The sequence below is a fragment of the Bacillus sp. FJAT-44742 genome (assembly GCF_002797315.1).
GTDB lineage: Bacteria > Bacillota > Bacilli > Bacillales > Marinococcaceae > Thalassorhabdus > Thalassorhabdus alkalitolerans.
In genome coordinates this window covers 1,889,229-1,912,853 of sequence record NZ_KZ454936.1, presented here as the reverse complement: position 1 = coordinate 1,912,853, position 23,625 = coordinate 1,889,229, and the positions used below count along the sequence as shown (strand labels likewise).

Sequence of the window (23,625 nt, the reverse complement as noted above, 5' to 3'; positions counted from 1 at the left end):
CATGGGCAATGTAAGAGCTCACCGTGTAGGAGAGCAAATGAAAAAAGAACTGGCAGATATTTTCACCAGAGAAATTAAAGATCCCCGGGTTCAGTTTGTGACTGTGACAGGTGTAGACGTTACAGGCGATCTGCAGCAGGCAAAAGTCTTTATCACGGTTCTTGGTGATGAAGAAGAAAAAGCCAAAACAGTCAAAGCTCTCCAAGACGCGAAAGGGTTTATCCGCAGTGAAGTGGGGCAGCGGATACAGCTTCGCAAGACTCCGGATATTTCTTTTGAGATTGATGAGTCCATTGAATATGGGAATCGGATTGAACAGCTGTTAAAAGAAGTGAAAACAGACAATCGAGAACAGTAAAGGAGAAAGGATAGGCAAATTTATTGTCTATCCTTTTCTTCCCTTTAAGAAAGACTCTAGTAAATCAATTGTAGTTTTGTGGTATGCAATGTCTCCCCGCATTTTTAGTGGATGGGAAGGGGGAATAAAGCAACTTGAAGCTTTGGTGTTTAAAGAGTCTCTTGATAAATGAAATAAATTATGCAGCAGGGAGTTTATAATATGGATGGTATTTTGCCTTTATATAAACCAAAAGGCTTGACCTCGCATGATTGTGTGATGAAGATTAGAAAAATATTTCAAACGAAAAAAGTTGGACATACAGGTACCCTCGACCCGGAAGTCGATGGGGTGCTTCCTATTTGTATTGGAAGAGCCACGAAAATATCTGAGTACTTAACAGCAAAGCCAAAAACATATCAGGGAACCGTAACCCTTGGCGCGGCAACCGACACAGAAGATGCAACTGGGGACATCATTGAACAGGTAAGTGTCACAAAAGCCCCGGCGATCGCTGATATTGAGACCGTTATCAAGCAGTTTACCGGAACGATCACACAAGTGCCCCCAATGTACTCAGCGGTTAAAGTAAAGGGGAAAAAGCTTTATGAGTATGCAAGAGAAGGGGTAGAAGTTGAACGGCCTAAAAGAGAAGTGACCATCTATGATTTGTCTTTTCATCATCAGTCGATCCGTTCCGAAGAACAAACAGTAAGCTTTGACTTTACGGTGACATGCAGTAAAGGAACTTACGTACGCACATTGGCTGTGGATATAGGGCGAACTCTTGGTTACCCTGCCCATATGTCTGCGCTTACCCGTACTGCTTCAGGTGATTTTACGATAGAAGAGTGCGTAACCTTTGAAGAGCTTGAACAGGCAAAAAAAGATGGTTCCCAGGAGGAGCACCTTCTTCCCATTTCAACAGGGCTGAAAGATTATGAAAAAGTGGAAGTTGATCGGGAAGTCGCAGAGAAAGTGTTAAATGGCGGGGTATTTGAAAAGTTTTCAACCGTCTCTTCTTCTTCATTCTTAATCTCGTATCAAGGAGAAATTCTTGCCATTTATACAGATCATCCGAAAAAGCGAGGCATGGTTAAGCCTGAAACCATGCTGGGGAAGCGAGGAGAATAGAAGTTTAGTTGCTTCTCTTTTGGCTGTGTGAAAGAATATGAGTAGGGTTGCAAGAAAGGCAGTGAGGCACGGAGACCCGGTTTTTTAAAGAGGGCGGCCTCAACTAAGAAACGGAAAGAAAATAAGGGAATTAGTTTGGCAGGTGATAGCTGTGGAAACCATATATCTTTACCATCCTCACTCATATACAAAAAACGACCTTCCAGAAACCGTTATAGCCTTAGGTTATTTTGACGGCGTTCATCGGGGACATCAAAAAGTGATCAAAGCTGCAAAGGCGGAGGCTGAAAAGAGGAGGGCTGATTGTGCGGTGATGACTTTTCACCCTCATCCTAAATCTGTCTTATCTTCCAAGGTCAATGAAGAAGACATGAAATATATTACACCGATGCCAGATAAAGAAAGTGAAATGAAGCGCTTGGGAGTAGATCGCCTCTATATTGTTAATTTTGATCTTACGTTTGCAGCCTTGACCCCTCAAGAGTTTGTGGATCAGTACTTAATCGGCCTCCATGCAGTACATGTCGTGGCGGGCTTTGATTATTCTTATGGAAGAATGGGAAAAGGAACGATGGAAACCCTTCCTTTTCATTCAAGAGGTCAATTCGGTCAATCGACTGTAGGGAAGCTTGAAGAAAAGCATGAGAAAATCAGTTCCACGTTGATCCGCACTAAACTAACTGATGGTGAGATTGAGGATGCAAATACCCTTCTTGGCCGCAGCTATAAGGTAACAGGAAAAGTCGTGCATGGGGAAAAAAGAGGACGGACAATCGGTTTTCCTACAGCTAACATATCCTTTTCCTTTCCTTATGTATATCCAGCGCTGGGAGTTTACGCTGTGTCGCTGAAGGTTGGCCAAAATGTATATGACGGGGTCTGCAATGTTGGCTATAAGCCTACCTTTCATAAAGAAAGAAAAGGAGAACCCAATATAGAAGTCCACCTTTTTTCCTTTGATAAAGATATTTATGAGGAAGAGGTAGAGGTTATCTGGCACAAAAGAATTCGTCATGAAAAAAAGTTTTCTTCGGTGGACGACCTCGTAAAACAGATTGAAAAAGATAAACAGGAAGCAGAACACTTTTTCAAAGAAGAGAAAAGCCGGGCTCCTTCGAAATAGGTTATAGTGAAGGAAAATAACTGTGATCTCTTGCAATTTGGACGAAAAAAAGGTATTCTAATCAATGTATTAAAAGTGACCACTTCTTGGCTGTATCGCTTCTCCGACGAACTGCTAGGAACTGGTTGAAAAAAAATCAAGGAGGTGCCTTTCATGGCATTGACACAAGAACGTAAGCAAGAACTAGTTGAAGAGTTTAAAACTCACGAAAACGATACAGGATCCCCTGAAGTACAAGTGGCGATCTTAACAGAGCAGATTAACACCCTTAATGAGCACTTACGTACTCATAAGAAAGATCATCATTCACGCCGCGGCCTTTTGAAGATGGTTGGTAAGCGCCGTAACCTGCTTACTTACTTGAGAAACAAAGACATTACTCGTTACCGTGAATTAATTCAAAAGCTCGGTCTTCGTCGATAAGCAATAACAAAAGCGGGATATGTTCCCGCTTTTTTGTTAGGTTCAGCAACTGGATATTTTTACAAACCAGAGGAGGATTTACAAATCCTCAAGTGCTCTTCTCCTATGAAATAAACTGTATTTGCTTAAGTATTGAAGCAGTTGGCAAAGATAAGTATATAAAATAAAAATGAATTTAAACACAGGAGGAATACTCATTGGTAATGGAACATGAAAAACAGACCTTTACGTTAGATTGGGCAGGACGGAAGCTCACAGTGGAAACAGGGCAGCTTGCGAAGCAGGCAAACGGTTCCGTGCTTATCCGCTATGGGGACACTGTGGTTCTTTCTACTGCAACAGCTTCCAAAGAACCAAAAGACCTTCCTTTTTTTCCATTGACCGTCAATTATGAGGAGCGGTTGTATGCTGCCGGAAAAATCCCAGGAGGATTTATTAAAAGAGAAGGCCGTCCAAGTGAAAAGGCTGTCCTGGCAAGCCGCCTGATTGACCGCCCGATCCGTCCTTTATTTCCTGATGGCTTCCGTAACGAAATACAAGTGATCAGCATTGTAATGAGTGTGGACCAAAACTCGCCTACAGAAATGGCAGCTATGCTTGGTTCATCGCTGGCTCTGTCTTTGTCTGATATTCCTTTTTCAGGTCCGATTGCCGGAGTGGTTGTGGGACGTGTTGATGGAGAGTTTATCATTAACCCGACAACAGAGCAATTGGAACAAAGTGATATTGAACTAACCGTTGCAGGAACAAAAGAAGCAATTAATATGGTGGAAGCCGGAGCGGAACAGGTTTCTGAAGAAACGATGCTTGAAGCCATTATGTTTGGCCATGAAGAAATTAAAAGACTTGTGGCTTTTCAGGAAGAAATTGCTGAGAAGCTTGCACCTGAAAAAATGGACGTTGTCTTAAAACAACTAGATCCTGACCTGGAAACGAGAGTGCGGGACCATGCTGAAGCAACCTTAAAGAGTGCAGTAACAGTGAAAGAAAAGCATGCCCGTCAGGATGCTATTGATCAAGTTACAGAAGAAATTACAGAACAATTTGAAGAAGAAGATCGAGAAGAAGTGAAAGAAATTCTTCAAAAACTTGTCAAAGAAGAATTTAGGCGCCTGATCACAAAAGAAGACCTTCGTCCGGATGGTCGTTCGTCAGGTGAAATTCGTGACCTTTCTTCAATTGTTAAGCTTTTGCCTAGAACCCACGGTTCCGGCCTTTTTACAAGAGGACAAACCCAGGCGTTAAGTGTCTGTACTCTTGGGGCATTAGGAGATGTTCAAATTCTTGATGGGTTAGGTATGGAAGAATCCAAGCGATTTATGCATCATTATAATTTTCCATCTTTCAGTGTAGGAGAAACAGGGCCGATACGTGCACCTGGAAGAAGAGAAATCGGGCATGGGGCATTGGGAGAACGTGCACTTGAGCCAATTATACCTGATGAAAAAGCGTTCCCTTATACGATTCGTTTAGTTTCAGAAGTGCTTGAATCTAACGGTTCTACTTCTCAGGCGAGTATTTGCGCCAGTACCCTTGCCATGATGGATGCGGGTGTGCCTATTAAAGCTCCGGTTGCCGGGATTGCGATGGGTCTTGTCAAAGAAGATGAGGATGTCTCCATTTTAACCGATATTCAGGGAATGGAAGACGCTTTAGGGGACATGGACTTTAAAGTGGCAGGCACGGAAAAAGGCGTAACAGCCCTGCAAATGGATATTAAAATTTCCGGCATTGACCGTGACATCCTGGAATATGCGTTAGAGCAGGCGAGAAAGGCCCGTCTTCGTATTTTAGAAAACATGCTTGCTGCCATCGGAGAATATCGTACAGAGCTTTCAGAGTACGCTCCAAAAATTCTTACAATGAACATTAAGGCAGAAAAGATTCGTGATGTAATTGGTCCGAGCGGAAAAACCATTAACCAAATCATTGAAGATACGGGCGTGAAAATCGACATTGAACAAGACGGTACCATCTATATTTCTTCTACGGACCAAGAAGCAAACCTGAAAGCAAAAGACACCATTGAAGATATTGTCCGTGAAGTTGAGGTTGGTGAAGTCTACAAAGGAAAAGTAAAACGGATTGAAAAATTTGGAGCCTTTGTGGAACTTTTTAAAGGCAAGGATGGACTTGTTCACATTTCCCAGCTGGCAGAGGAGCGGGTGAACAAAGTGGAGGACATTGTTAAAATCGGTGACGAAATTGAAGTCAAAGTCACAGAAATTGACAATCAAGGCCGCGTCAACCTTTCGAGAAAAGTCCTTCTGAAAGAGAAGAAGAAACAAGAAGAATCTCAGGAACAAAACCAGGAGCAAAATCAAAACTAGGGGCAACAGGACCCTTGTCTGATACAGTAAAGATGCTTGGCTTGGCGAAAGCCAAGTTCTTTTTGTACTGTGAGAATATGGTTTGTTTTTCAGTTTTAAAACCAAAAAGATCCCCCTTCTGCTTCGTTCTATTATTTTCATGTTTCACATAAGAATGGGACGAGGAGGGAATCATGATGAGAAAACGATTTATTGTTATACAACTATTCTTTTTTGCAATAATTGGAGTGATTAGCTACAGTGCAGTTTACAACCCCTTTAGCACTGAGTACATACAGGAAGTAAAACAGGAAGCTAGAATGGCTTCAACTACCATGCAGCAGTCGTTATATGAACAAATTCAAGAAGCTGCTGAACAATACAATGAACCGGCTGTTGATGCGGTAGTGGATAAGGTATGGAAAGCGGTACCAGGATATAACGGGAGAGTTGTTGATATTGAAGCTTCCTACAAGAAAATGAACCAAAAGGGGCAATTTGATAAGGGTCTGCTTGTTTTTAAAGAAGAAAGCCCAAAGGTGCATTTATCCGACCTTCCCCCAAGCCCAATATATAAAGGGAATTCTCAAAAGCCTATGGCAGCCTTTCTCGTAAATGTAGCATGGGGAAATGAATACCTGCCTGATATGTTGAAGACTTTTCAAAAACATAATGTAAAAGCCACGTTTTTTCTCGATGGCTCATGGGTGAAAAATAACCCTAAGTTAGCTAAAATGATTCTCGAAGAAGGACATGAAATTGGCAACCATGCTTATTCACATCCTGATTTAAAGCAAATGTCAAACGAAAGAATTCATGAAGAAATTTTAAAGACCAATGAAACCATACAAGCTGCTCTCGATGTGAAACCACGCTGGTTTGCTCCTCCATCAGGAAGCTACCGCCAGGATGTGGTTGATATCGCCCATGAACATGGAATGGGAACCATCATGTGGACACTGGACACCATTGATTGGAAAAGCCCTGAACCTTCATCTATGGCAGCAAGAATCGTAAAAGACAGCCACCCTGGAGCAATGATATTGATGCACCCGACAGGGGCCTCACGAGATGGCTTAGAGAGCATGATTACAGGAATGAAAGAAAAAGGACTTAAATTTGGCACCGTTTCCCGTTTAGTAGATGAGGGAAGAGTCCAATAGGCAGTAGTAAGGCAGTAGATTTCAAGGAGGCATTACGTTGGTAAATAAAATAACGTTAGATAATGGTGTGCGTATCGTCTCAGAGCAAATAGAGTCGCTGCGCTCAGTTTCTATCGGTATATGGGTAGGAACAGGTTCAAGAAATGAAGAAAAAGAAGAGAATGGTATTTCCCATTTTCTTGAGCACATGTTTTTTAAAGGGACGGAAAAGCGGAACCCTCAGGAAATTGCAGAAAGCTTTGATCAAATCGGGGGACAAGTTAACGCATTTACTTCAAAGGAATATACTTGCTTTTATGCAAAAGTACTTGATGAGCATGCCCCAAAGGCACTTGATGTCCTGTCGGATATGTTCTTTCATTCTACCTTTGATACAGAAGAATTGATGAAAGAAAAAAATGTAGTCCTTGAGGAAATTAAAATGGTTGATGATACACCAGATGATATTGTCCATGATATTTTAGGAGAGGCAAGCTACGGGAACCATCCCCTTGGCCTTCCTATTTTAGGTACTGCGGATACGTTGAACACATTCAGCCGTGAAACGCTGCAAGGCTACCTGGAGCGTTATTACACAGGAGAAAATGTCGTCATTTCCATAGCCGGGAACATTAAAGAAGATATGATTGAACAAATTTCCAGTGTTTTTTCTGAGTTGAAGCCCAAAGGTGCAGATAAAAATATTGAAAAGCCTACATTTTTAACAAATAAAATGGCAAGAGAAAAGGAGACAGAGCAGGCTCACCTCTGTTTAGGTTACCCGGGAGTACCAGCAGGGGATGAAAGCATTTATGCATTGGCACTGCTTAACAATGTGCTGGGAGGAAGCATGAGCAGCCGTTTGTTTCAAGAGATCAGAGAAAAAAGAGGATTGGCTTATTCTGTCTTTTCCTACCATTCTTCTTTTCAGGATAACGGAATGCTCACAATTTATGGAGGAACAGCGCCTGGCCATTTAGATGAGTTGTTTGATGCGACAGTGAATTGTATTAAGGATTTAAGAAAAAAAGGATTAACAAAGAAAGAATTAACAAATGGAAAAGAACAGTTGAAAGGAAACTTAATGCTAAGCCTGGAAAGTTCAAACAGCCGGATGAGCAGAAATGGGAAAAATGAGCTTTTACTCGGATATCACCGCAGCCTCGATGAGGTGATCCAGCAGGTAAACAAGGTTACTGAGGAAGATGTGCTAAAGGTGGCTTCCGAGGTGTTTATCGATGACTTTTCCTTGTCTTTAATCAGCCCTACAGGCAGGTTTCCCTCATCTTTATCTAAATAAAGTACTTTTTTAACCAGTTCGCCAGAACTGGTTAATTTTTTTGTCTTGTACACATACACATAAGAAGAAAAGGAGGGGGCATACATGCGCCTTAGTGAGCTCCATGGTAAAGAAGTGATTGATTATAAAAAAGGAGAAAGGCTTGGAGTCCTGGGTGCTGCTGACGTGTTAGTGGATGAAGCAACCGGAAAAGTAGAGGCCTTTCTATTACCGACACAAAGCTGGATGCCTTTTAGAAAAAAACAAAACGAAATGACTGTTTATTGGCACCATATTAAAACGATAGGCGATGACTTCTTAATCATTGATATGTAAAGAGCCATGATATGGCTCTTTTTGCATCCAAAAATTATCCCCATCAAGTGTAACTGTACATTTTAATTGGTTATCTTCGCTAAGCTCTATTTCTTCTGCACGCTCATCAGGCAGCCTGCATAACCTGAGAGTCCGGGAAGAGATGGAGTTAGGCAAACAGTCCATGCTTTCTTTACATAAAATAATAGGTGTTTGTCCGTCTCACGAAAGTTCTCATTACTCATACCGTAGTAGAGAGAAAAGGAAAAACCAAAATAATTGCATGGAAGGTTGAAGGAGAGGGAGAGGAAGCCCCATGCTGACAGGAAAGAAAATAGCTGTTATAGGTGGAGATGCAAGACAAATTGAGGTGATAGATCGTTTAATTCAACGTGATGCCACCTTGTTTCTAGTAGGATTTGAAAAGTTACAAAGGCAGTTCATTGGTGCCAAGCATGTAACAATGGAAGAAATTTCAGGAGAAGATCTGCACGCTGTATTACTCCCGGTTAGCGGGATGCAGGAAAATGGTGAAGTAGAAACAACGTTCTCAAGCAAACCGGCTGTGGTTACGCAGGAATGGTTAAACCGTACTCCGAAAGATTGCTCGATTTACACGGGTATTTCAAATAAAACACTTGACGAGATGGCAAAGAAAGCAGAATGCTCCTTAATTAAACTATTAGAGAGGGATGACGTCGCCATCTATAATGCGATCCCGACTGCAGAAGGTACGCTGCTTCTTGTCATTCAGGATACAGATATTACGGTACATGGCTCTGAAACAATAATTTTAGGGTTAGGCCGGGTTGGAATGACCGTAGCCAGAACCTTTTCTGCCCTAGGAGCATATGTAAAAGTAGGGACCGATAATTCTGCCGAAAGAGCTCGGGCAGAAGAGATGAAAATGAAAGCTTTCCCACTAAAAGAATTACCTGAAAAAGTCCAAAGCGCAGATATTTGTATAAACACAATCCCAGCTCCAGTTTTAACAGGCCATGTGCTGGCTCATATGGCTCCCCGCTGTATTATTGTAGACTTGGCCTCCAAACCCGGAGGTACAGACTTTACCTATGCAAAGAAAAGAGGAATCCGCGCCAAGCTTGCACCGGGTCTTCCAGGTTTAGTCGCTCCAAAAACAGCCGGGAAGATTTTGGCTGATGTAGCTGTCAGATTGTTAGAAGAGCAGTGAATGTGAAAGGAGGCCCAATAATGACGCTTAAAGGTAAGCGTATAGGGTTTGGGGTAACCGGCTCTCATTGTACGTTGGAAGAAATTATGCCGGAAATGGAGAGACTGCGCGAAATGGGGGCAGAGGTTATCCCTTTTGTCAGTCACACCGTTTTATCCACAGATACAAAATTTGGTTCCTCAGACCACTGGAAAAAAGAAATTCTAAAAGCCAGCGGGCAGGATGATATCATTGATTCAATTGTAAAGGCAGAACCATTTGGTCCTAAAACCCCTTTGGATGCTATGCTGATTGCTCCCCTCACCGGGACTTCTATCAGCAAGTTTGCTAACGCTATGACTGATTCTCCGGTATTGATGGGAGCAAAAGCAACGTTAAGGAATTCAAAGCCTGTCGTCCTTGCCATTTCAACAAATGATGCTTTAGGACTTAACGGAGTAAATGTTATGAAGCTGATGGCAACAAAAAATATTTATTTTGTTCCTTTCGGCCAGGACGCTCCTGATCAGAAACCAAACTCACTAGTTGCCAGAATGGAAGCAATCCCGGCTACAATTGAAGCAGCTATACATGGTCGCCAATATCAGCCAGTAATAATTGAAAAGTTCAGAGATTGAGCCGTAACTATAGTTGATAATTTTTCTCCCATCTTTTATGTTAGTTAAAGAGCCTTTTTTTTCGATTGATTTATTTTCAAAACGGGAATAAAGGTAATTATGAAAAACGGTGACATAAAGAAGGGAGAATCACACATAATGGCAAATGAAGCAGGTTATAACGTAGCAGTTGTAGGAGCAACTGGTGCAGTTGGTGAACAAATGTTAAAAACGTTAGAGGATAAAGATTTTCCTATTAAGTCTATAAAATTGTTATCATCCAAACGTTCAGCAGGAAAGAAGCTTTCCTTTAAAGGGGAAGAAGTTACTGTAGAAGAGGCAACTCCAGAAGCATTTGAGGGAATTCAGCTCGCCCTGTTTTCTGCAGGAGGATCAGTTTCCAAAAAGCTTGCTCCTGAAGCTGTGAAGCGTGGAGCAGTAGTTGTAGATAATACAAGTGCTTACCGCATGGATGAGGATGTTCCTCTTGTCGTGCCGGAAGTAAATGAAGAAGATGTAAAAAATCATAAGGGCATTATTGCAAACCCTAACTGTTCTACAATTCAGATGGTTGTAGCCTTAGAACCAGTTCGCCAAAAGTATGGCCTTAAAAAAGTCATTGTCTCCACGTACCAGGCGGTATCAGGAGCGGGGCTTGAAGCCATCACAGAAATGAAAGAGCAATCAAGAGATATTTTAGATGGAAAAGAAGTAACACCAGAAATATTACCTGTAGGCGGAGATAAAAAGCATTATCAAATTGCCTATAATGCGGTGCCTCAAATTGACCTTTTTCAAGAAAATGGGTACACCTTTGAAGAAATGAAGATGATTAATGAAACGAAAAAAATTATGCATATGAACTCTCTGGAGGTAGCTGCTACATGTGTCCGTCTGCCTGTGGAAACAGGACATTCTGAATCGGTTTATGTAGAAGTGGAAAACGGCGGAGCATCAGCAGAAGAGTTTAAAAACACCATTGCTGAAGGAGAAGGAATCACTTTAAAAGATGACCCATCCCAGCAGGAGTATCCCCTTGCCATTGACTGTGTAGGTCTTCCTGATGTATTTGTTGGACGAATCCGCAGAGACCTTGACCGTGACAATGGTTATCATATGTGGGTTGTTTCTGATAATCTAGTAAAGGGTGCAGCATACAATTCCGTTCAAATTGCCGAAAGTCTTGATAAATTAGGACTCTTGAAGTAAAGAAGAGGGTGGCTTATGAAGGTTGTTGTTCAAAAGTTTGGGGGAACCTCGGTTAGAAATGAAGAAGTAAGAAGGCAGGCAGCACATCATGTCAAGCAAGCCGTTGAAAATGGCTATAAAGTGGTAGTGGTTGTGTCAGCTATGGGTCGAAAAGGTGATCCCTACGCAACAGATACACTTCTTAGTCTTGTGAATGGCAATGATTCCTTTGCTGATGAGCGGGAAAAGGACTTACTTGTATCATGCGGAGAAGTTATCTCCTCTGTTGTTTTTACTGACTTGCTTCAATCTTTGAATGTAAAAGCTTCTGCTGTGACGGGAGCTCAAGCTGGTTTCCGCACAAATGAAGAATTCTCAAATGCAAAAATTATTGATATGCAATGCGACGGCTTAAAAGAGCGTCTGCACCACTTTGATGTCGTAGTAGTAGCAGGCTTTCAAGGCAGCTCGGCTACTGGGGAAATTACGACTCTGGGCCGGGGTGGGAGTGATACGTCAGCCACAGCCTTAGGCGCAGCCTTGCAAGCTGATTACGTTGATATATTTACCGATGTAGACGGGGTGATGACTGCTGATCCAAGAATGGTGGATACAGCACGACCTCTAAAGGCAGTAACATACAATGAAATTTGCAATATGGCATACCAGGGCGCCAAGGTAATTCACCCTCGTGCGGTCGAAATTGCCATGCAGGCTAAGATACCGATTCGCATCCGCTCTACACAATCTGACGTAGCGGGAACTTTAATTACGACAACTCATGGGGGCAGCGCCGGTAGTGATCTGGAAGAACGCCCGGTGACAGGGATTGCTCATTTATCTGAAATTTCCCAGATTACTGTGAAAGAAAAGGAAGGCCAGTATAACTTGCAGGCGGATGTTTTTAAAACGATGGCTCAGGCTAATATCAGTGTCGATTTTATTAATATTCACCCCACCGGAGTAGTGTATACGGTTCCCGATCATCTCGCAGCCAAAGCAGAGCAGCTGCTGCTCGATAAAGGGTATGAATCACAGGTTGTGAGAAACTGTTCTAAGGTTTCTGCAGTAGGAGCTGGGATGACTGGTGTTCCTGGTGTAGCCTCCAAAATCGTGGCTGCATTAACCGAACAAAACATCCAAATTCTTCAATCTGCCGATTCCCACACTACAATCTGGGTATTAGTGCATGGGGAAGATACAAAAAAAGCAGTGAATGCCCTTCATCATATGTTTGAACTTGAAAATTAATAGGTAACGAAAGAGAAATCAGGCGGGGAGAAATCCCCGCCTGACCTATAATGTCAACTTGTGACAACCCTTTCATAGGTGAAAAGGAGATGAAAGAAGTGGACCACGGGCGCTTACTCACAGCAATGGTGACTCCCTTCAATTCGGATGGTGCAATTGAATGGGCTGCGGTTGATGATCTAGTTGAATATTTAATTGCCCACAATACGGAAGGCTTAGTTGTAGCGGGAACGACCGGAGAGTCTCCCACGCTTTCCACTGAAGAGAAGCTTGCTCTATTTAAACGAGTTAAGGAAGCAGCCGGAGGGCGGGTTCCAGTCATCGCAGGGACCGGAACCAATGATACAGCTTATTCAGCGGAGCTGACCCAAAAAGCCTCTTCGCTGGGTGTAGACGGTATTATGGCTGTGACTCCTTACTACAATAAACCAACCCAAGAAGGGATGTATCATCATTTTAAAGCAATAGCAGAGTCAACCTCATTACCGGTTATGATTTATAACATCCCTGGTCGATGTATCGTTGACCTGCACAGTACGACTCTATTAAAGCTTTCTCACATTCCTAATATCACTTCGGTCAAAGAAGCCAATGGAAACTTAGAGCAGATGGCATATGTGATTGAAAATGCCCCGAAAGACTTTAAGCTTTATAGCGGAGATGATTCCTTGACGCTCCCTGTTTTATCAATAGGAGGCCATGGGGTGGTATCTGTTGCCGCTCATTTGATTGGCAGGGAAATGAGTGAAATGATCGGATGTTATTTGACTGGGGATATTACGAAAGCTGCTGGTATTCACAGGGGCCTGCTACCCAAAATGAAAGCATGTTTCATTACTCCAAATCCTGCGCCTATCAAAGGGGTTTTGGAGCAAAAAGGCATCCTTTCGAGAACAACAAGATCCCCGATTCTACCGTTAACAGATCCGGAAATGAATTGGGTTCGAGATATATTTCTCCCGGCATAACAGCCGGGTTTTCTTTTTCCTTCAAGCAGAAAGGAGAGGGAAAACCAACCAGATAAGGTCTCTTGGTCTTGTATTCTCTTTCCAAATTAAGTTATACTACAACCAAGTGATTCGTCCGGGTGCAATGGTGAAAAAGAGAGGATGAGTAACGACTTTTCCTTCCTAGAACAGGAGAGGAAGAAACAATGTAACTGAATATATAGGAGGAACGTAAATTGTCAAAGCAAAATTCAGAAACTGTACGTGTTTTTGCCTTGGGCGGCGTTGGAGAAATAGGCAAAAACATGTATGTTGTTGAAGTAGAAGAAGATATTATTGTAATTGATTCGGGATTAATGTTTCCAGAGGATGATATGCTTGGGGTCGATATTGTCATTCCTGATATCTCGTATCTTATTCAAAATAAAGAAAGAGTAAAAGGCATCATCCTCACACACGGTCATGAGGACCACATTGGAGGTCTTCCTTATGTCCTTCAAAAAATAAAAGTACCAGTATACGGAACAAAGCTTACGATCGGTTTAGTGGAAGAACGTCTAAAAGAAAAAGGATTAATCAAAAAAGCTGATTTAAGACTGATTGATTCTCATTCGAAAATTAAAGTTGGAAATGTTCCAGTCAGCTTTTTTCGGACCAATCACAGCATACCTGATTCGGTTGGTGTTGGAATTGAAACGTCCCAGGGCATGGTTGTCCATACCGGGGACTTTAAATTTGACCAGACACCTGTTGATGGGAAGTTTGCAGAAGTAGGCAAGATGTCTGATATGGGGAAAAAAGGGGTGCTTTGCCTCATGTCTGATAGTACAAACGCTGAACGCCCCGGAACGACTGCTTCAGAAACATCTACCGGAGCAGGGATTAATCAAGTGATACAAGAGGCAGAAGGAAGAGTAATTGTTACCACGTTTGCTTCCAACATTCACAGAATTCAACAGGTAGTTAGAGCCGCCGCCAATGATAATCGCAAAATTGGTGTTGTGGGGACAAGCATGCTGAAAGTAATAGAAATCGCAAAGCGTCTAGGATATTTGCGAGTGCCCAAAAATATATTTATTGAGCTTGATCAAATAAATAACTATAACGATGATCAAATTGTCATCCTTTGCACAGGCAGTCAAGGCGAACCTATGTCAGCGCTGACAAGAATGGCTAAAGGAGCTCATCGCCAAGTATCCATGAAACCTGAGGACACAGTCGTCATCTCGGCTACACCAATTCCTGGAAATGAAAAATCAGTTTCAAGAATTATTGATTTCATTTCGCGCATTGGAGCAGATGTGGTTTATGGGGATAAACAAGTTCACGCATCAGGCCACGGAAGCCAGGAAGAACTGAAATTTATGCTCAACCTCATGCGCCCACGGTTTTTTATACCGGTTCATGGGGAATACAGGATGCAGTTTGCACACAGGGAGCTAGCTCAATCTGTCGGTATTAAACAGGACAGAACGTTTCTCATAGACAAGGGAGAAGTCATCGAATTTACTAAAGGACAAGGAAAAAGAACCGGCAAAGTTCCTTCAGGGAATGTCTTAATTGACGGGCTTGGAGTCGGAGATGTTGGTAATATCGTCCTAAGAGACAGACGACTTCTTTCTGAAGACGGTATTCTCGTGGTTGTCGTAACGTTAAACAAAAAAAGCAGTTCAATTATCTCCGGGCCTGATATTATTTCCAGAGGATTTGTGTACGTCCGTGAATCAGAGAAGCTTCTTGAGGAAGCAAACAAAAAAGTTTCCGATACACTTGAAAAGTGTATGAGTGAAAACGTTAATGAATGGTCTTCCTTAAAAAGTAATATCCGTGATGTGTTAAGCAGGTTCCTTTATGAAAAAACAAAACGCAGGCCTATGATTTTGCCAATTATAATGGAGGTATAAGACCGGGGATTCCCCGGTTTTTTTTCGTAAAAAAGAAGCTTCCCCTGAAAATCGAGAGCATGTCAAATGGCTCCCTTTGTATAAATCCGCACGGGCTCGTTATACTAATCCTATTAATCATAATAGGAGGGTCCATTTATGTTCCAAAACCAAGATCCAAATACCCCGCAGACTTCCCCTCAAGCACCTCCACAGTCACCGCCGCAGCAGCCTGGAGGACAGCCAGGCGGAGCAGAAAAAGGCTCAGGGATATTAAATAAAATCCAAGAGCTTGGGCAGACAAATGTCCCTGAAATGGAACAGACAAATATCCACTGTATTACAATTATAGGTCAGATTGAAGGGCATATGCAGCTGCCTCCTCAAAATAAGACGACCAAGTATGAACACATTATTCCCCAGCTTGTAGCTGCTGAACAAAATGCTAAGATTGAAGGTATGCTGATTGTGTTAAATACAGTAGGGGGAGACGTGGAAGCAGGGCTGGCTATTTCTGAAATGGTGGCCAGCATGTCAAAGCCTACCGTAACCCTGGTACTTGGAGGAGGCCATTCCATTGGTGTCCCCATAGCCGTAGCTGCCGATTATTCTTTTATCGCAGAAACAGCTACCATGACCATTCACCCCATACGCTTGACTGGCCTGGTCATTGGGGTGCCGCAAACCTTTGAGTACCTGGATAAAATGCAGGAGCGAGTGATCTCCTTTGTCACCAAACAATCCAATATTGCCGAAGAGAAATTTAAAGAGCTTATGTTTGAAAAAGGAAATTTAACAAGAGATATAGGTACGAATGTGGTGGGGCCTGACGCTGTTGACTATGGAATTATAAATGAAGTAGGCGGTGTAGGGCAGGCGCTTCGAAAGCTGAATCAATTAATTAGTGAACAGAAGGGGCAGAAAGAAGGAATGATGCAATGATTCTTTATACGCCTGTTCCAATTGAAGCCGTGTACAAAGAGGAACATGAAGCAACTGCTTCCCAGCGCAGCGTACCGTGTGAACATGGAGTGGTCCTCCTTGAAGAACAGGAACCAAACAAATGGATCATTACCAGGCTCATGAGCACGGACCCCCAAGCGTACTTGCAAGATTGCTACCAGCCCGGAAAAGTATGGACAGACAGCCTCTAAACAATATAAAGGACTAGAAAAATATGCTATAATTAAGAAAGAGCCGCCTCCGGCGGCTCTCTTTATGAATAGAAAAGCTGGTTACATATGGAATAAACTTGTCGGGGTGAGGTTATGGCAAAAAAGAAAAAAAAGAAAAGCCAAAAGCAGAATCAGTGGGCTAAGCAAATGAAGTACGAGCTTGCAGGCCTGCTTTTCTTTACCTTGGCAATCATTGCACTTTTCAGATTCGGTTTCGTTGGGGAAATAGTTGTTCAGCTTTTTCGCTTTTTTCTAGGAGAATGGCATGTCCTGTTAACTCTTTTTGTCCTGTTTGTTTCTGTCTACATTATCGTAAAGCGCAAGTTTCCGCCACTGGCAGGGAGACGTTTAAGTGGTTTGTATATTGCCATATCGACCTTTCTCCTGTTAAGTCATTTAATGCTGTTTGAAAATCTTGGAGCACAGAGTCCTTTTCAGAGCGGTTCTGCCCTTCTGCAAACATGGGAGCTTTACTGGCTCGATGTGAGCGGAAACAGCGCATATGAAGATATCGGCGGAGGGATGATCGGGGCTCTCCTGTTTACTGTAAGCATGTTTCTGTTTGATGGAGGAGGAACAAGGGTAGTCTCAGTATTTTTGTTTGTCATTTCATTTATTTTATTAACTGGCATTTCCATGCAAGGTATTTTTCTTACCGTGGTAAATAAAATGAAAGAGAGCACTCTTGCAGCCGGCAAAGCTGTACAAGCAAAAGGAGCTGAATTTAAACAGGCCAGTGAGCAAAAGAAAGAAGAAGGGAAAAATAAAAAGGGAAAAAGGCAGGCACAAAGTCAGGCCAATAAAGAAGAGAAGGAGGTAAAAGAAGTAAAATCCGACGAAAGACCGGAACCAGTCATTTATAATTTTGCGGATCAAGCATATTCGTCAGATAACCGGAACCCTTCTGATAAAGAACCCCAGGTTTCTCAGCGGGAGAAGAAGGATAAAGAGACTGAAGAAGCCGTGAAAGAACCTCTTATGGTGGCGGCTGAAACGACAAATGAGGATTACCAGGTCCCTCCTATTGAGTTATTGTCAAGCCCTAAACAGAACAGTCAAAAGCATGAAAAGGGCCAGATTTCTTCCAATGCGAGAAAGCTGGAGCAGACCTTATTAAGCTTTGGTGTGAAAGCAAAGGTAAATGAAGTGCACTTAGGCCCGGCAGTAACAAAGTATGAAGTGCAGCCTGATATTGGGGTAAAAGTGAGTAAAATCGTAAATTTAGCCGACGATCTTGCTTTGGCACTAGCTGCAAAAGATATCCGGATCGAAGCACCAATCCCAGGAAAATCCGCTATCGGCATTGAAGTTCCGAATCAGGAAGTTGCCATGGTAGGGCTGCGGGAAGTGCTTGAAGCAGGAAAGAAAAAGGATGAGCATATTCTTTCTGTTGCTTTGGGAAGAGATATATCAGGTGAACCTGTACTGGCATCCTTAAACAAAATGCCTCATCTTCTGGTAGCTGGAGCAACTGGAAGCGGGAAAAGTGTATGTATTAATGGAATTATTACCAGTATTTTGATGAAAGCAAAACCCCATGAAGTCAAGCTCATGATGATTGACCCTAAGATGGTTGAACTCAACGTGTATAATGGGATTCCTCATTTACTGACACCAGTTGTAACAGAGCCTAAGAAAGCGTCTCAGGCCCTTAAGAAGGCTGTTGCAGAGATGGAACGCCGCTATGATCTGTTCTCTCACAGCGGAACTCGTAATATTGAGGGGTATAATGATCTGATTAGGAAGCAAAATGAGAAAAACAATGAAAAACAGCCAACATTACCGTATATCATTGTCATTGTTGACGAGCTTGCCGACTTGATGATGGTAGCGTCAAGTGATGTGGAGGATGCCATTACCAGGCTTGCTCAAATGGCAAGGGCTGCTGGTATCCATATGATTATTGCAACACAGCGTCCATCTGTCGATGTTATTACCGGAGTCATAAAAGCAAACATCCCATCAAGAATTGCTTTTGGTGTGTCCAGCCAGACCGATTCCAGGACTATTCTGGACTCAGGAGGGGCTGAAAAGCTCCTTGGCCGGGGGGACATGCTGTTTATTCCAGTAGGAGCAAACAAAAGCACTCGTATTCAGGGCGCGTTTGTATCAGATGAAGAAGTAGAGGCCGTTGTCAATGCCGTAATAGCTCAGCAGAAAGCGAGCTACCAGGAAGAAATGATGCCTGAGGAAATTCCTGAGGTTGAGTCTGAAGTTCAGGATGATTTGTATGATGATGCTGTATCTCTTGTCATGCAAATGAACAGCGCGTCCGTATCCATGCTTCAAAGAAGGTTTCGAATCGGCTATACTCGGGCAGCACGGCTGATTGATGAAATGGAAGTCAGGGGAATTGTAGGGCCATATGAAGGCAGCAAGCCTCGTGAAGTATTAGTAGATCGACGTGAGGAGCAATCGTCAGAGCAAGCCTGATACGCATTCATTACAGCTATAGTTGGAGAAAGGGTGTTTAACGATGATCCAAGAAGAAACGTATTCTGTTAAGGGATTACATGTCCATGTTGTTCCCACTGATAAGTTCAAAACCAATACTGTCGTTCTTCAAGTAAAAGCCCCGTTAAAAAAAGAGACGGTGACGCAAAGGTCGCTGTTGGCCAATGTGTTAAAAAGCGCTACTAAAAACCATCCTACGAGAAAGGATATCCGCTTATATTTGGATGAACTTTACGGAGCTTCATTTGGGATCGATGTGACCAAAAAAGGTGAAGCCCACCTGATCTCTTTTCGAATTGAAGTGGCAAATGAAAAATATTTACAGGATCCAAGCCCTCTCTTAACAAAGAGCCTGGAATTTCTCCGGGATGTCCTCTTTGACCCTTTCATGGAGAATGGAGGGTTTTCTGAAAGTATCATTACTGAAGAAAAGCGCACATTGAAGCAGCGCCTGGAGTCTATTTTTGATGATAAGATGCGCTACGCAAATGTTCGTTTAATTGAAGAGATGTGCAAAGACGAACCATACGGGATTCACCCTTATGGGAGTGAAGAGGAAATTGAGAAGATAGGCAAAGATGACTTGAAAGAAACGTACGATAGCATGATCAACGAGGATGACTTTGATTTGTATGTCGTAGGTGATGTGAAAGAAAATGAATTAAAAAAGGATATACAAGAGCTGTTTCGTCTTCCCGAAAGAGAAGGAAGCCTTGAGGCCTCTTCGGCAGCAATTACAAAGCCTGAAGATGTACGGGAGATAAGCGAAGAACAGGACGTTCAGCAAGGAAAACTGAACATTGGATACCGTACGTCCATTATCTTTAAAGATGAAAATTATCCGGCGATGCAGGTGATGAATGGACTGTTTGGCGGTTTTCCTCATTCAAAGCTCTTCATTAATGTCAGGGAAAAAGAGAGCCTGGCGTACTATGCGGCATCCAGGTATGAAAGCAGTAAAGGTCTTCTGCTTGTTATGTCAGGGGTGGACCAGAAAAACTACGATAAAGCTTTAACCATTATTAAAGAGCAGATGAAAGCAATGAAAGACGGCGACTTTTCTGATAAGGAAATTGAACAGACGAAACAAATGCTAAAAAACCAATTACTTGAGATGGCAGATGTACCCCGGGGATTGATCGAAATGTTTTACCAGGGTGTCGTTTCAGGGAAAAAAAGGTCTCTTGATGACTGGCTGGAAGCGATTGAGAAAGTGACCAAAGAAGATGTAATTGAATGTGCGAAAACGGTTGAAATGGATACGATTTATTTCTTGCGAGGAAAGGAGGCTAAATAATGGCTGAAAAACAAACATTTGACCAGCTGAAGGAAACGTTGTACCAGGAAAAACTTGACAATGGACTTTCTGTATATGTACTCCCTAAAAAAGGTTTTAACAAAACGTATGCTACTTTTACGACAAATTATGGTTCAGTTGACAATCATTTTGTCCCTCTGGGAGAAAACGAAAAAGTAAAAGTTCCTGACGGTATCGCTCATTTTTTAGAGCACAAAATGTTTGAAGATGAAAAAGGAGACGTTTTCCAGGTTTTTGGAGAACAGGGCGCCTCGGCTAATGCATTTACCAGCTTTACTCGAACAGCTTACCTTTTTTCAAGCACCCAGGAAGTAAAGAAGAATCTAACGACATTATTAGATTTTGTCCAGCATCCTTATTTTACTGAACAGAGTGTAGAGAAGGAGAAAGGAATCATCGGGCAGGAAATAAAGATGTATGAAGATAACTCTGATTGGCGTGTGTTTTTTAACCTTCTGGACAACATGTACCATAATCATCCTGTAAAAATTGATATTGCAGGTACTATTGATTCCATTGACAAGATTACAAAAGATGATTTATACACCTGCTACAATACCTTTTACCATCCATCAAATATGGCATTATTTATCGTCGGCCCCGTTGAGCCAGAGGAGATTCTGAAGCTGGTTAGGGACAACCAGGGAGAGAAAGAATTTAAAGAGCCAGAAGAGATCGAAAGGTTTCTTGCCGAGGAGCCGGAAAACGTTCGCAGAGAAAAAGAAGTCCTTCCAATGAGCGTAAATACACCAAAATGCCTGGTTGGCTACAAAGAACCCGATCCAAAAAAACAAGGGAAAGAACTGCTTCGCTATGAACTTTCTTTGCAGATTATCCTTGAACTCATGTTTGGCCAGGGCTCAGAAACATATCAACAGCTGTACAAAGAGGGACTGATTGATGATTCCTTTTCCTTTGATTATACAGGGGAGAAAACATTTGCATTCAGTGTGATTGGCGGAGATACTAAAGATCCTGATGCTTTGGCACAGAAGATACAGGAAGCCGTTCGCAGCATGAAGCAAGAGGGGATAAATGAGGAAGAGGTAGAGCGGATCAGAAAGAAAAAGATTGGATCCTTTTTAAAGCAATTGAATTCCCCGGAATTTATCGCAAATCAATTTACTCGCTATCTCTTTAATGACATGCATTTATATGATGTGATTCCTATGTTGGAAGAATTGACTTCAAAAGATTTAGAAGCTGCGCTTACGGAGCATTTTGGTGAAGACCAATGCACCATTTCCCAGGTGGTGGGCAAGAAAGCAGAGGAATCTGCATAAATGGCTGAGCACGTTTTAATTACTGGTTCAAGCGGAGCCATAGGAAAGGAAATAGCTTTAAAAATGGCGGCTTCCGGCCGCCCTTTATTTTTACATTATAATGCTTCCAAAGAAAAAGCAGAATCTCTAAAGAGAGAATGTGAAGGATTTGGCGTGGAAGTAAACCTTATACAAAGCGATTTATCAAGGCCTGAAGGAGCTACTGAGCTATTAAAAGGCATTCATTCACCTGTGGAAGCCGTGATTCATAACAGTGGAAAAAGCTCCTACGGCCTATTTACAGACCTTGACTCCAAAGACATACAAGACAATATTCAACTTCACTTAACAAGCCCTTTAGAGCTTACGAAAAGCTTGCTGCCCGGAATGATTCAAAGGCGCCATGGGCACATACTTGTTATTTCCTCTATATGGGGATTAACCGGGGCTGCCTGCGAAGTGATGTATTCTACGGTTAAAGGAGGATTAAACACCTTTGTGAAGTCCTTAGCCAAAGAAGCAGCTCCATCGGGGGTGTATGTCAACGGAATAGCACCAGGAGCTATTGAATCACCAATGATGTCTGCTTTTTCTCCTGAGGAAAAGGAGGCCCTGCGTGAAGAAATCCCAATGAGCAGACTAGGTTCTCCTCATGAAGTAGCTGATGCTGCAGAGTTTCTCCTCTCCTCTAAATCGAGCTATATATCAGGACAAATTCTTTCAGTAAATGGAGCCTGGTACTGTTAACACAGGAATTTTAACAGGAAGGGAATAATTTTTCTTTACTAATGAAAAACTACGAAAGAAACCATTAGTAAGGAGGGAAGCTTCATGTCTGTATTAGACAATTGGGAGCAGTGGAAAGATTTTCTAGGCGACCGTTTACATCAAGGACAAGGCGAAGGAATGAATAATGAAACAATTTCTGAGGTAGCTTATGAAGTTGGAGAATATTTAGCCAACCAAGTAGAACCAAAAAATGAACAAGAACGCGTTTTAGCTCAAATGTGGAAGGTAGCCAATGAACAAGAGCAGCATGCCATTGCCAACATGATGGTTAAGCTTGTTCAAAACGAAGGAACGCATTAAGTTAAGATATAAAAATGAAGGGTGCTGCGCGATGCGGTGCCTTTCTTTTATGCAGTTGTATTTTTACACAAAGGAAGGAAGACCCTTTAAAGGAAGCAAAGTTGGCTGTATAATATATTTACTGTGACAAACCCTTATGTTTTATGAGGGCAGTCCATTCAAAGACCAAAAGGGAGCCTAGGTAAATATTTGCGCAGGTGAAAGAGGAAAAGGGAGTTAATACTTTGCACTCAGGTGTATTCGAATCATTTATCGGGAAAATCCTGTTCAAACAATAAGAAATAGCGTAAAATTACAAGTGATCTATAACGGAAGAATGAGGCAGAGAATACAATGCTTGCCGTTCTGCAGGGAATTAGACAGGTGTTTTTATATAAAACAGCTTAACCAGTGCCAAAGTAACCTCTAAAGAAGAAAGGTGCTCAAATATGGAAGCAAAAGAATGGTATTTAGAGTACGAAATCCACAAAAACAGACCCGGATTATTAGGTGACATTTCATCCCTTCTAGGTATGCTTTCCATTAATATTGTGACGATTAATGGTGTGGAAGACCGCAGACGGGGAATGCTTATACGCAGCAAAAGCGACGACCAGCTTGAACGGTTTAAAGCGATCTTGGATACTGTGGAAAATATCACAGTCCGTAAATTCAGGGAACCAAGGCTTAGAGACAGGCTTGCTGTTATGCATGGCCGGTACATAGAAAGAGATGCAGACGATAAAAAGACTTTCCGATTTGTGCGAAAAGAGCTCGGGCTTCTTGTTGATTTCATGGCTGAACTTTTTAAAAAGGATCGCCATTTTTTAATAGGTATTCGCGGGATGCCCAGAGTGGGGAAGACAGAGTCACTCGTTGCAGCAAGTGTGTGTGCAAACAAAAGGTGGTCGTTTATTTCTTCAACACTTTTACGGCAGACTGTACGAAGCCAGCTTGCTGATGATGAATTAGATGGCGAGCATGTATATATTATTGATGGGATTGTAACGATGATGCGAGCTTCCGAGAAACACCGCATGCTTGTCGATGAGGTGATGAGGCTTCCTGCTGTCAAGGTGGTTGAACATCCTGACATTTTTGTTAGAGAGTCAGGATACTCTTTAAAAGATTTTGATTGTATCATTGAATTGAGAAATGAAGAAAACGAAGAAATTTCCTATGATATTGTGGATACTGGATTTTCTTCTTTTGATATTAGTTAGTTGGTA

General features: G+C 42.3%; 23 protein-coding genes. 22 read left to right on the top strand and 1 reads right to left on the bottom strand.

Features of this window, described 5'->3' with window-relative positions; all coding sequences use genetic code 11:
* Position 1: 1 nt before the first annotated feature.
* The 8 genes from rbfA (at position 2) to CEF17_RS09430 (ending at position 8,083) form a co-directional block, all read left to right on the top strand.
* Complete coding sequence (gene rbfA / locus CEF17_RS09465) at positions 2-358, top strand: 30S ribosome-binding factor RbfA (RefSeq protein ID WP_054635332.1); 357 nt, start codon at positions 2-4, stop codon at positions 356-358.
* A gap of 201 nt (positions 359-559) precedes the next feature.
* A complete protein-coding gene (gene truB / locus CEF17_RS09460; protein ID WP_100399314.1) occupies positions 560-1,471 on the top strand; it encodes a tRNA pseudouridine(55) synthase TruB in 912 nt (303 codons plus the stop codon).
* A gap of 151 nt (positions 1,472-1,622) precedes the next feature.
* Positions 1,623-2,594 (top strand): bifunctional riboflavin kinase/FAD synthetase, encoded by a 972-nt coding sequence (gene ribF / locus CEF17_RS09455; RefSeq protein ID WP_100399313.1) that lies wholly within the window; start codon positions 1,623-1,625, stop codon positions 2,592-2,594.
* A 153-nt stretch (positions 2,595-2,747) separates the two neighbouring features.
* Complete coding sequence (gene rpsO / locus CEF17_RS09450) at positions 2,748-3,017, top strand: 30S ribosomal protein S15 (protein ID WP_054635335.1); 270 nt, start codon at positions 2,748-2,750, stop codon at positions 3,015-3,017.
* A 203-nt stretch (positions 3,018-3,220) separates the two neighbouring features.
* Entirely contained in the window at positions 3,221-5,347 is a 2,127-nt protein-coding gene (locus CEF17_RS09445) for a polyribonucleotide nucleotidyltransferase (protein ID WP_100400864.1), read from the top strand.
* A gap of 176 nt (positions 5,348-5,523) precedes the next feature.
* On the top strand, positions 5,524-6,489 hold the full coding sequence (locus CEF17_RS09440) for a polysaccharide deacetylase family protein (RefSeq protein WP_100399312.1): 966 nt from the start codon (positions 5,524-5,526) through the stop codon (positions 6,487-6,489).
* A 37-nt stretch (positions 6,490-6,526) separates the two neighbouring features.
* On the top strand, positions 6,527-7,768 hold the full coding sequence (locus CEF17_RS09435; protein WP_100399311.1) for a M16 family metallopeptidase: 1,242 nt from the start codon (positions 6,527-6,529) through the stop codon (positions 7,766-7,768).
* A gap of 84 nt (positions 7,769-7,852) precedes the next feature.
* Entirely contained in the window at positions 7,853-8,083 is a 231-nt protein-coding gene (locus CEF17_RS09430) for a YlmC/YmxH family sporulation protein (protein WP_100399310.1), read from the top strand.
* On the opposite strand, the gene CEF17_RS20380 is transcribed toward CEF17_RS09430, so the two are convergent.
* Entirely contained in the window at positions 8,066-8,248 is a 183-nt protein-coding gene (locus CEF17_RS20380; RefSeq protein WP_198508938.1) for a hypothetical protein, read from the bottom strand. The two genes, CEF17_RS09430 and CEF17_RS20380, sit on opposite strands and share 18 nt — an antisense overlap.
* A 130-nt stretch (positions 8,249-8,378) precedes the next feature.
* Between CEF17_RS20380 and dpaA the strand changes: the two genes are divergently transcribed.
* The 14 genes from dpaA (at position 8,379) to CEF17_RS09360 (ending at position 23,619) form a co-directional block, all read left to right on the top strand.
* A complete protein-coding gene (gene dpaA / locus CEF17_RS09425) occupies positions 8,379-9,254 on the top strand; it encodes a dipicolinic acid synthetase subunit A (RefSeq protein WP_100399309.1) in 876 nt (291 codons plus the stop codon).
* 20 nt (positions 9,255-9,274) lie between these two features.
* Positions 9,275-9,871, top strand: a complete 597-nt coding sequence (locus CEF17_RS09420) for a dipicolinate synthase subunit B (protein WP_100399308.1) — start codon at positions 9,275-9,277, stop codon at positions 9,869-9,871.
* 138 nt (positions 9,872-10,009) lie between these two features.
* Positions 10,010-11,059 carry an aspartate-semialdehyde dehydrogenase gene (gene asd / locus CEF17_RS09415; RefSeq protein WP_054635340.1) on the top strand — a complete coding sequence of 350 codons (1,050 nt, stop codon included), beginning with the start codon at positions 10,010-10,012 and terminating at the stop codon, positions 11,057-11,059.
* Between the two features lie 15 nt (positions 11,060-11,074).
* Positions 11,075-12,289, top strand: coding sequence for an aspartate kinase (gene dapG / locus CEF17_RS09410; RefSeq protein ID WP_100399307.1), 1,215 nt, complete (start codon positions 11,075-11,077; stop codon positions 12,287-12,289).
* 89 nt (positions 12,290-12,378) lie between these two features.
* Positions 12,379-13,257, top strand: coding sequence for a 4-hydroxy-tetrahydrodipicolinate synthase (dapA, locus tag CEF17_RS09405; protein ID WP_100399306.1), 879 nt, complete (start codon positions 12,379-12,381; stop codon positions 13,255-13,257).
* A gap of 215 nt (positions 13,258-13,472) precedes the next feature.
* Positions 13,473-15,140 (top strand): ribonuclease J, encoded by a 1,668-nt coding sequence (locus tag CEF17_RS09400; RefSeq protein WP_100399305.1) that lies wholly within the window; start codon positions 13,473-13,475, stop codon positions 15,138-15,140.
* 138 nt (positions 15,141-15,278) lie between these two features.
* The gene (locus CEF17_RS09395) at positions 15,279-16,061 is read left to right on the top strand and encodes a ClpP family protease (protein ID WP_100399304.1); all 783 of its coding nucleotides are present in this window, start codon (positions 15,279-15,281) and stop codon (positions 16,059-16,061) included.
* Positions 16,058-16,273, top strand: coding sequence for a YlzJ-like family protein (locus CEF17_RS09390; RefSeq protein ID WP_100399303.1), 216 nt, complete (start codon positions 16,058-16,060; stop codon positions 16,271-16,273). The genes CEF17_RS09395 and CEF17_RS09390 overlap by 4 nt, the downstream gene beginning before the upstream one ends.
* Positions 16,274-16,387: 114 nt before the next feature.
* Positions 16,388-18,727 (top strand): FtsK/SpoIIIE family DNA translocase, encoded by a 2,340-nt coding sequence (locus tag CEF17_RS09385; protein ID WP_100399302.1) that lies wholly within the window; start codon positions 16,388-16,390, stop codon positions 18,725-18,727.
* 43 nt (positions 18,728-18,770) lie between these two features.
* Positions 18,771-20,045 carry an EF-P 5-aminopentanol modification-associated protein YfmF gene (yfmF, locus tag CEF17_RS09380; protein WP_100399301.1) on the top strand — a complete coding sequence of 425 codons (1,275 nt, stop codon included), beginning with the start codon at positions 18,771-18,773 and terminating at the stop codon, positions 20,043-20,045.
* The gene (gene yfmH, locus CEF17_RS09375; protein ID WP_100399300.1) at positions 20,045-21,349 is read left to right on the top strand and encodes an EF-P 5-aminopentanol modification-associated protein YfmH; all 1,305 of its coding nucleotides are present in this window, start codon (positions 20,045-20,047) and stop codon (positions 21,347-21,349) included. The genes yfmF and yfmH overlap by 1 nt, the downstream gene beginning before the upstream one ends.
* The gene (ymfI, locus tag CEF17_RS09370; RefSeq protein ID WP_100399299.1) at positions 21,350-22,075 is read left to right on the top strand and encodes an elongation factor P 5-aminopentanone reductase; all 726 of its coding nucleotides are present in this window, start codon (positions 21,350-21,352) and stop codon (positions 22,073-22,075) included. It begins immediately after the preceding gene.
* Between the two features lie 84 nt (positions 22,076-22,159).
* Positions 22,160-22,417, top strand: coding sequence for a DUF3243 domain-containing protein (locus CEF17_RS09365; RefSeq protein ID WP_100399298.1), 258 nt, complete (start codon positions 22,160-22,162; stop codon positions 22,415-22,417).
* Between the two features lie 428 nt (positions 22,418-22,845).
* Complete coding sequence (locus CEF17_RS09360; protein WP_100399297.1) at positions 22,846-23,619, top strand: DUF3388 domain-containing protein; 774 nt, start codon at positions 22,846-22,848, stop codon at positions 23,617-23,619.
* The last annotated feature ends 6 nt before the right edge of the window (positions 23,620-23,625 follow it).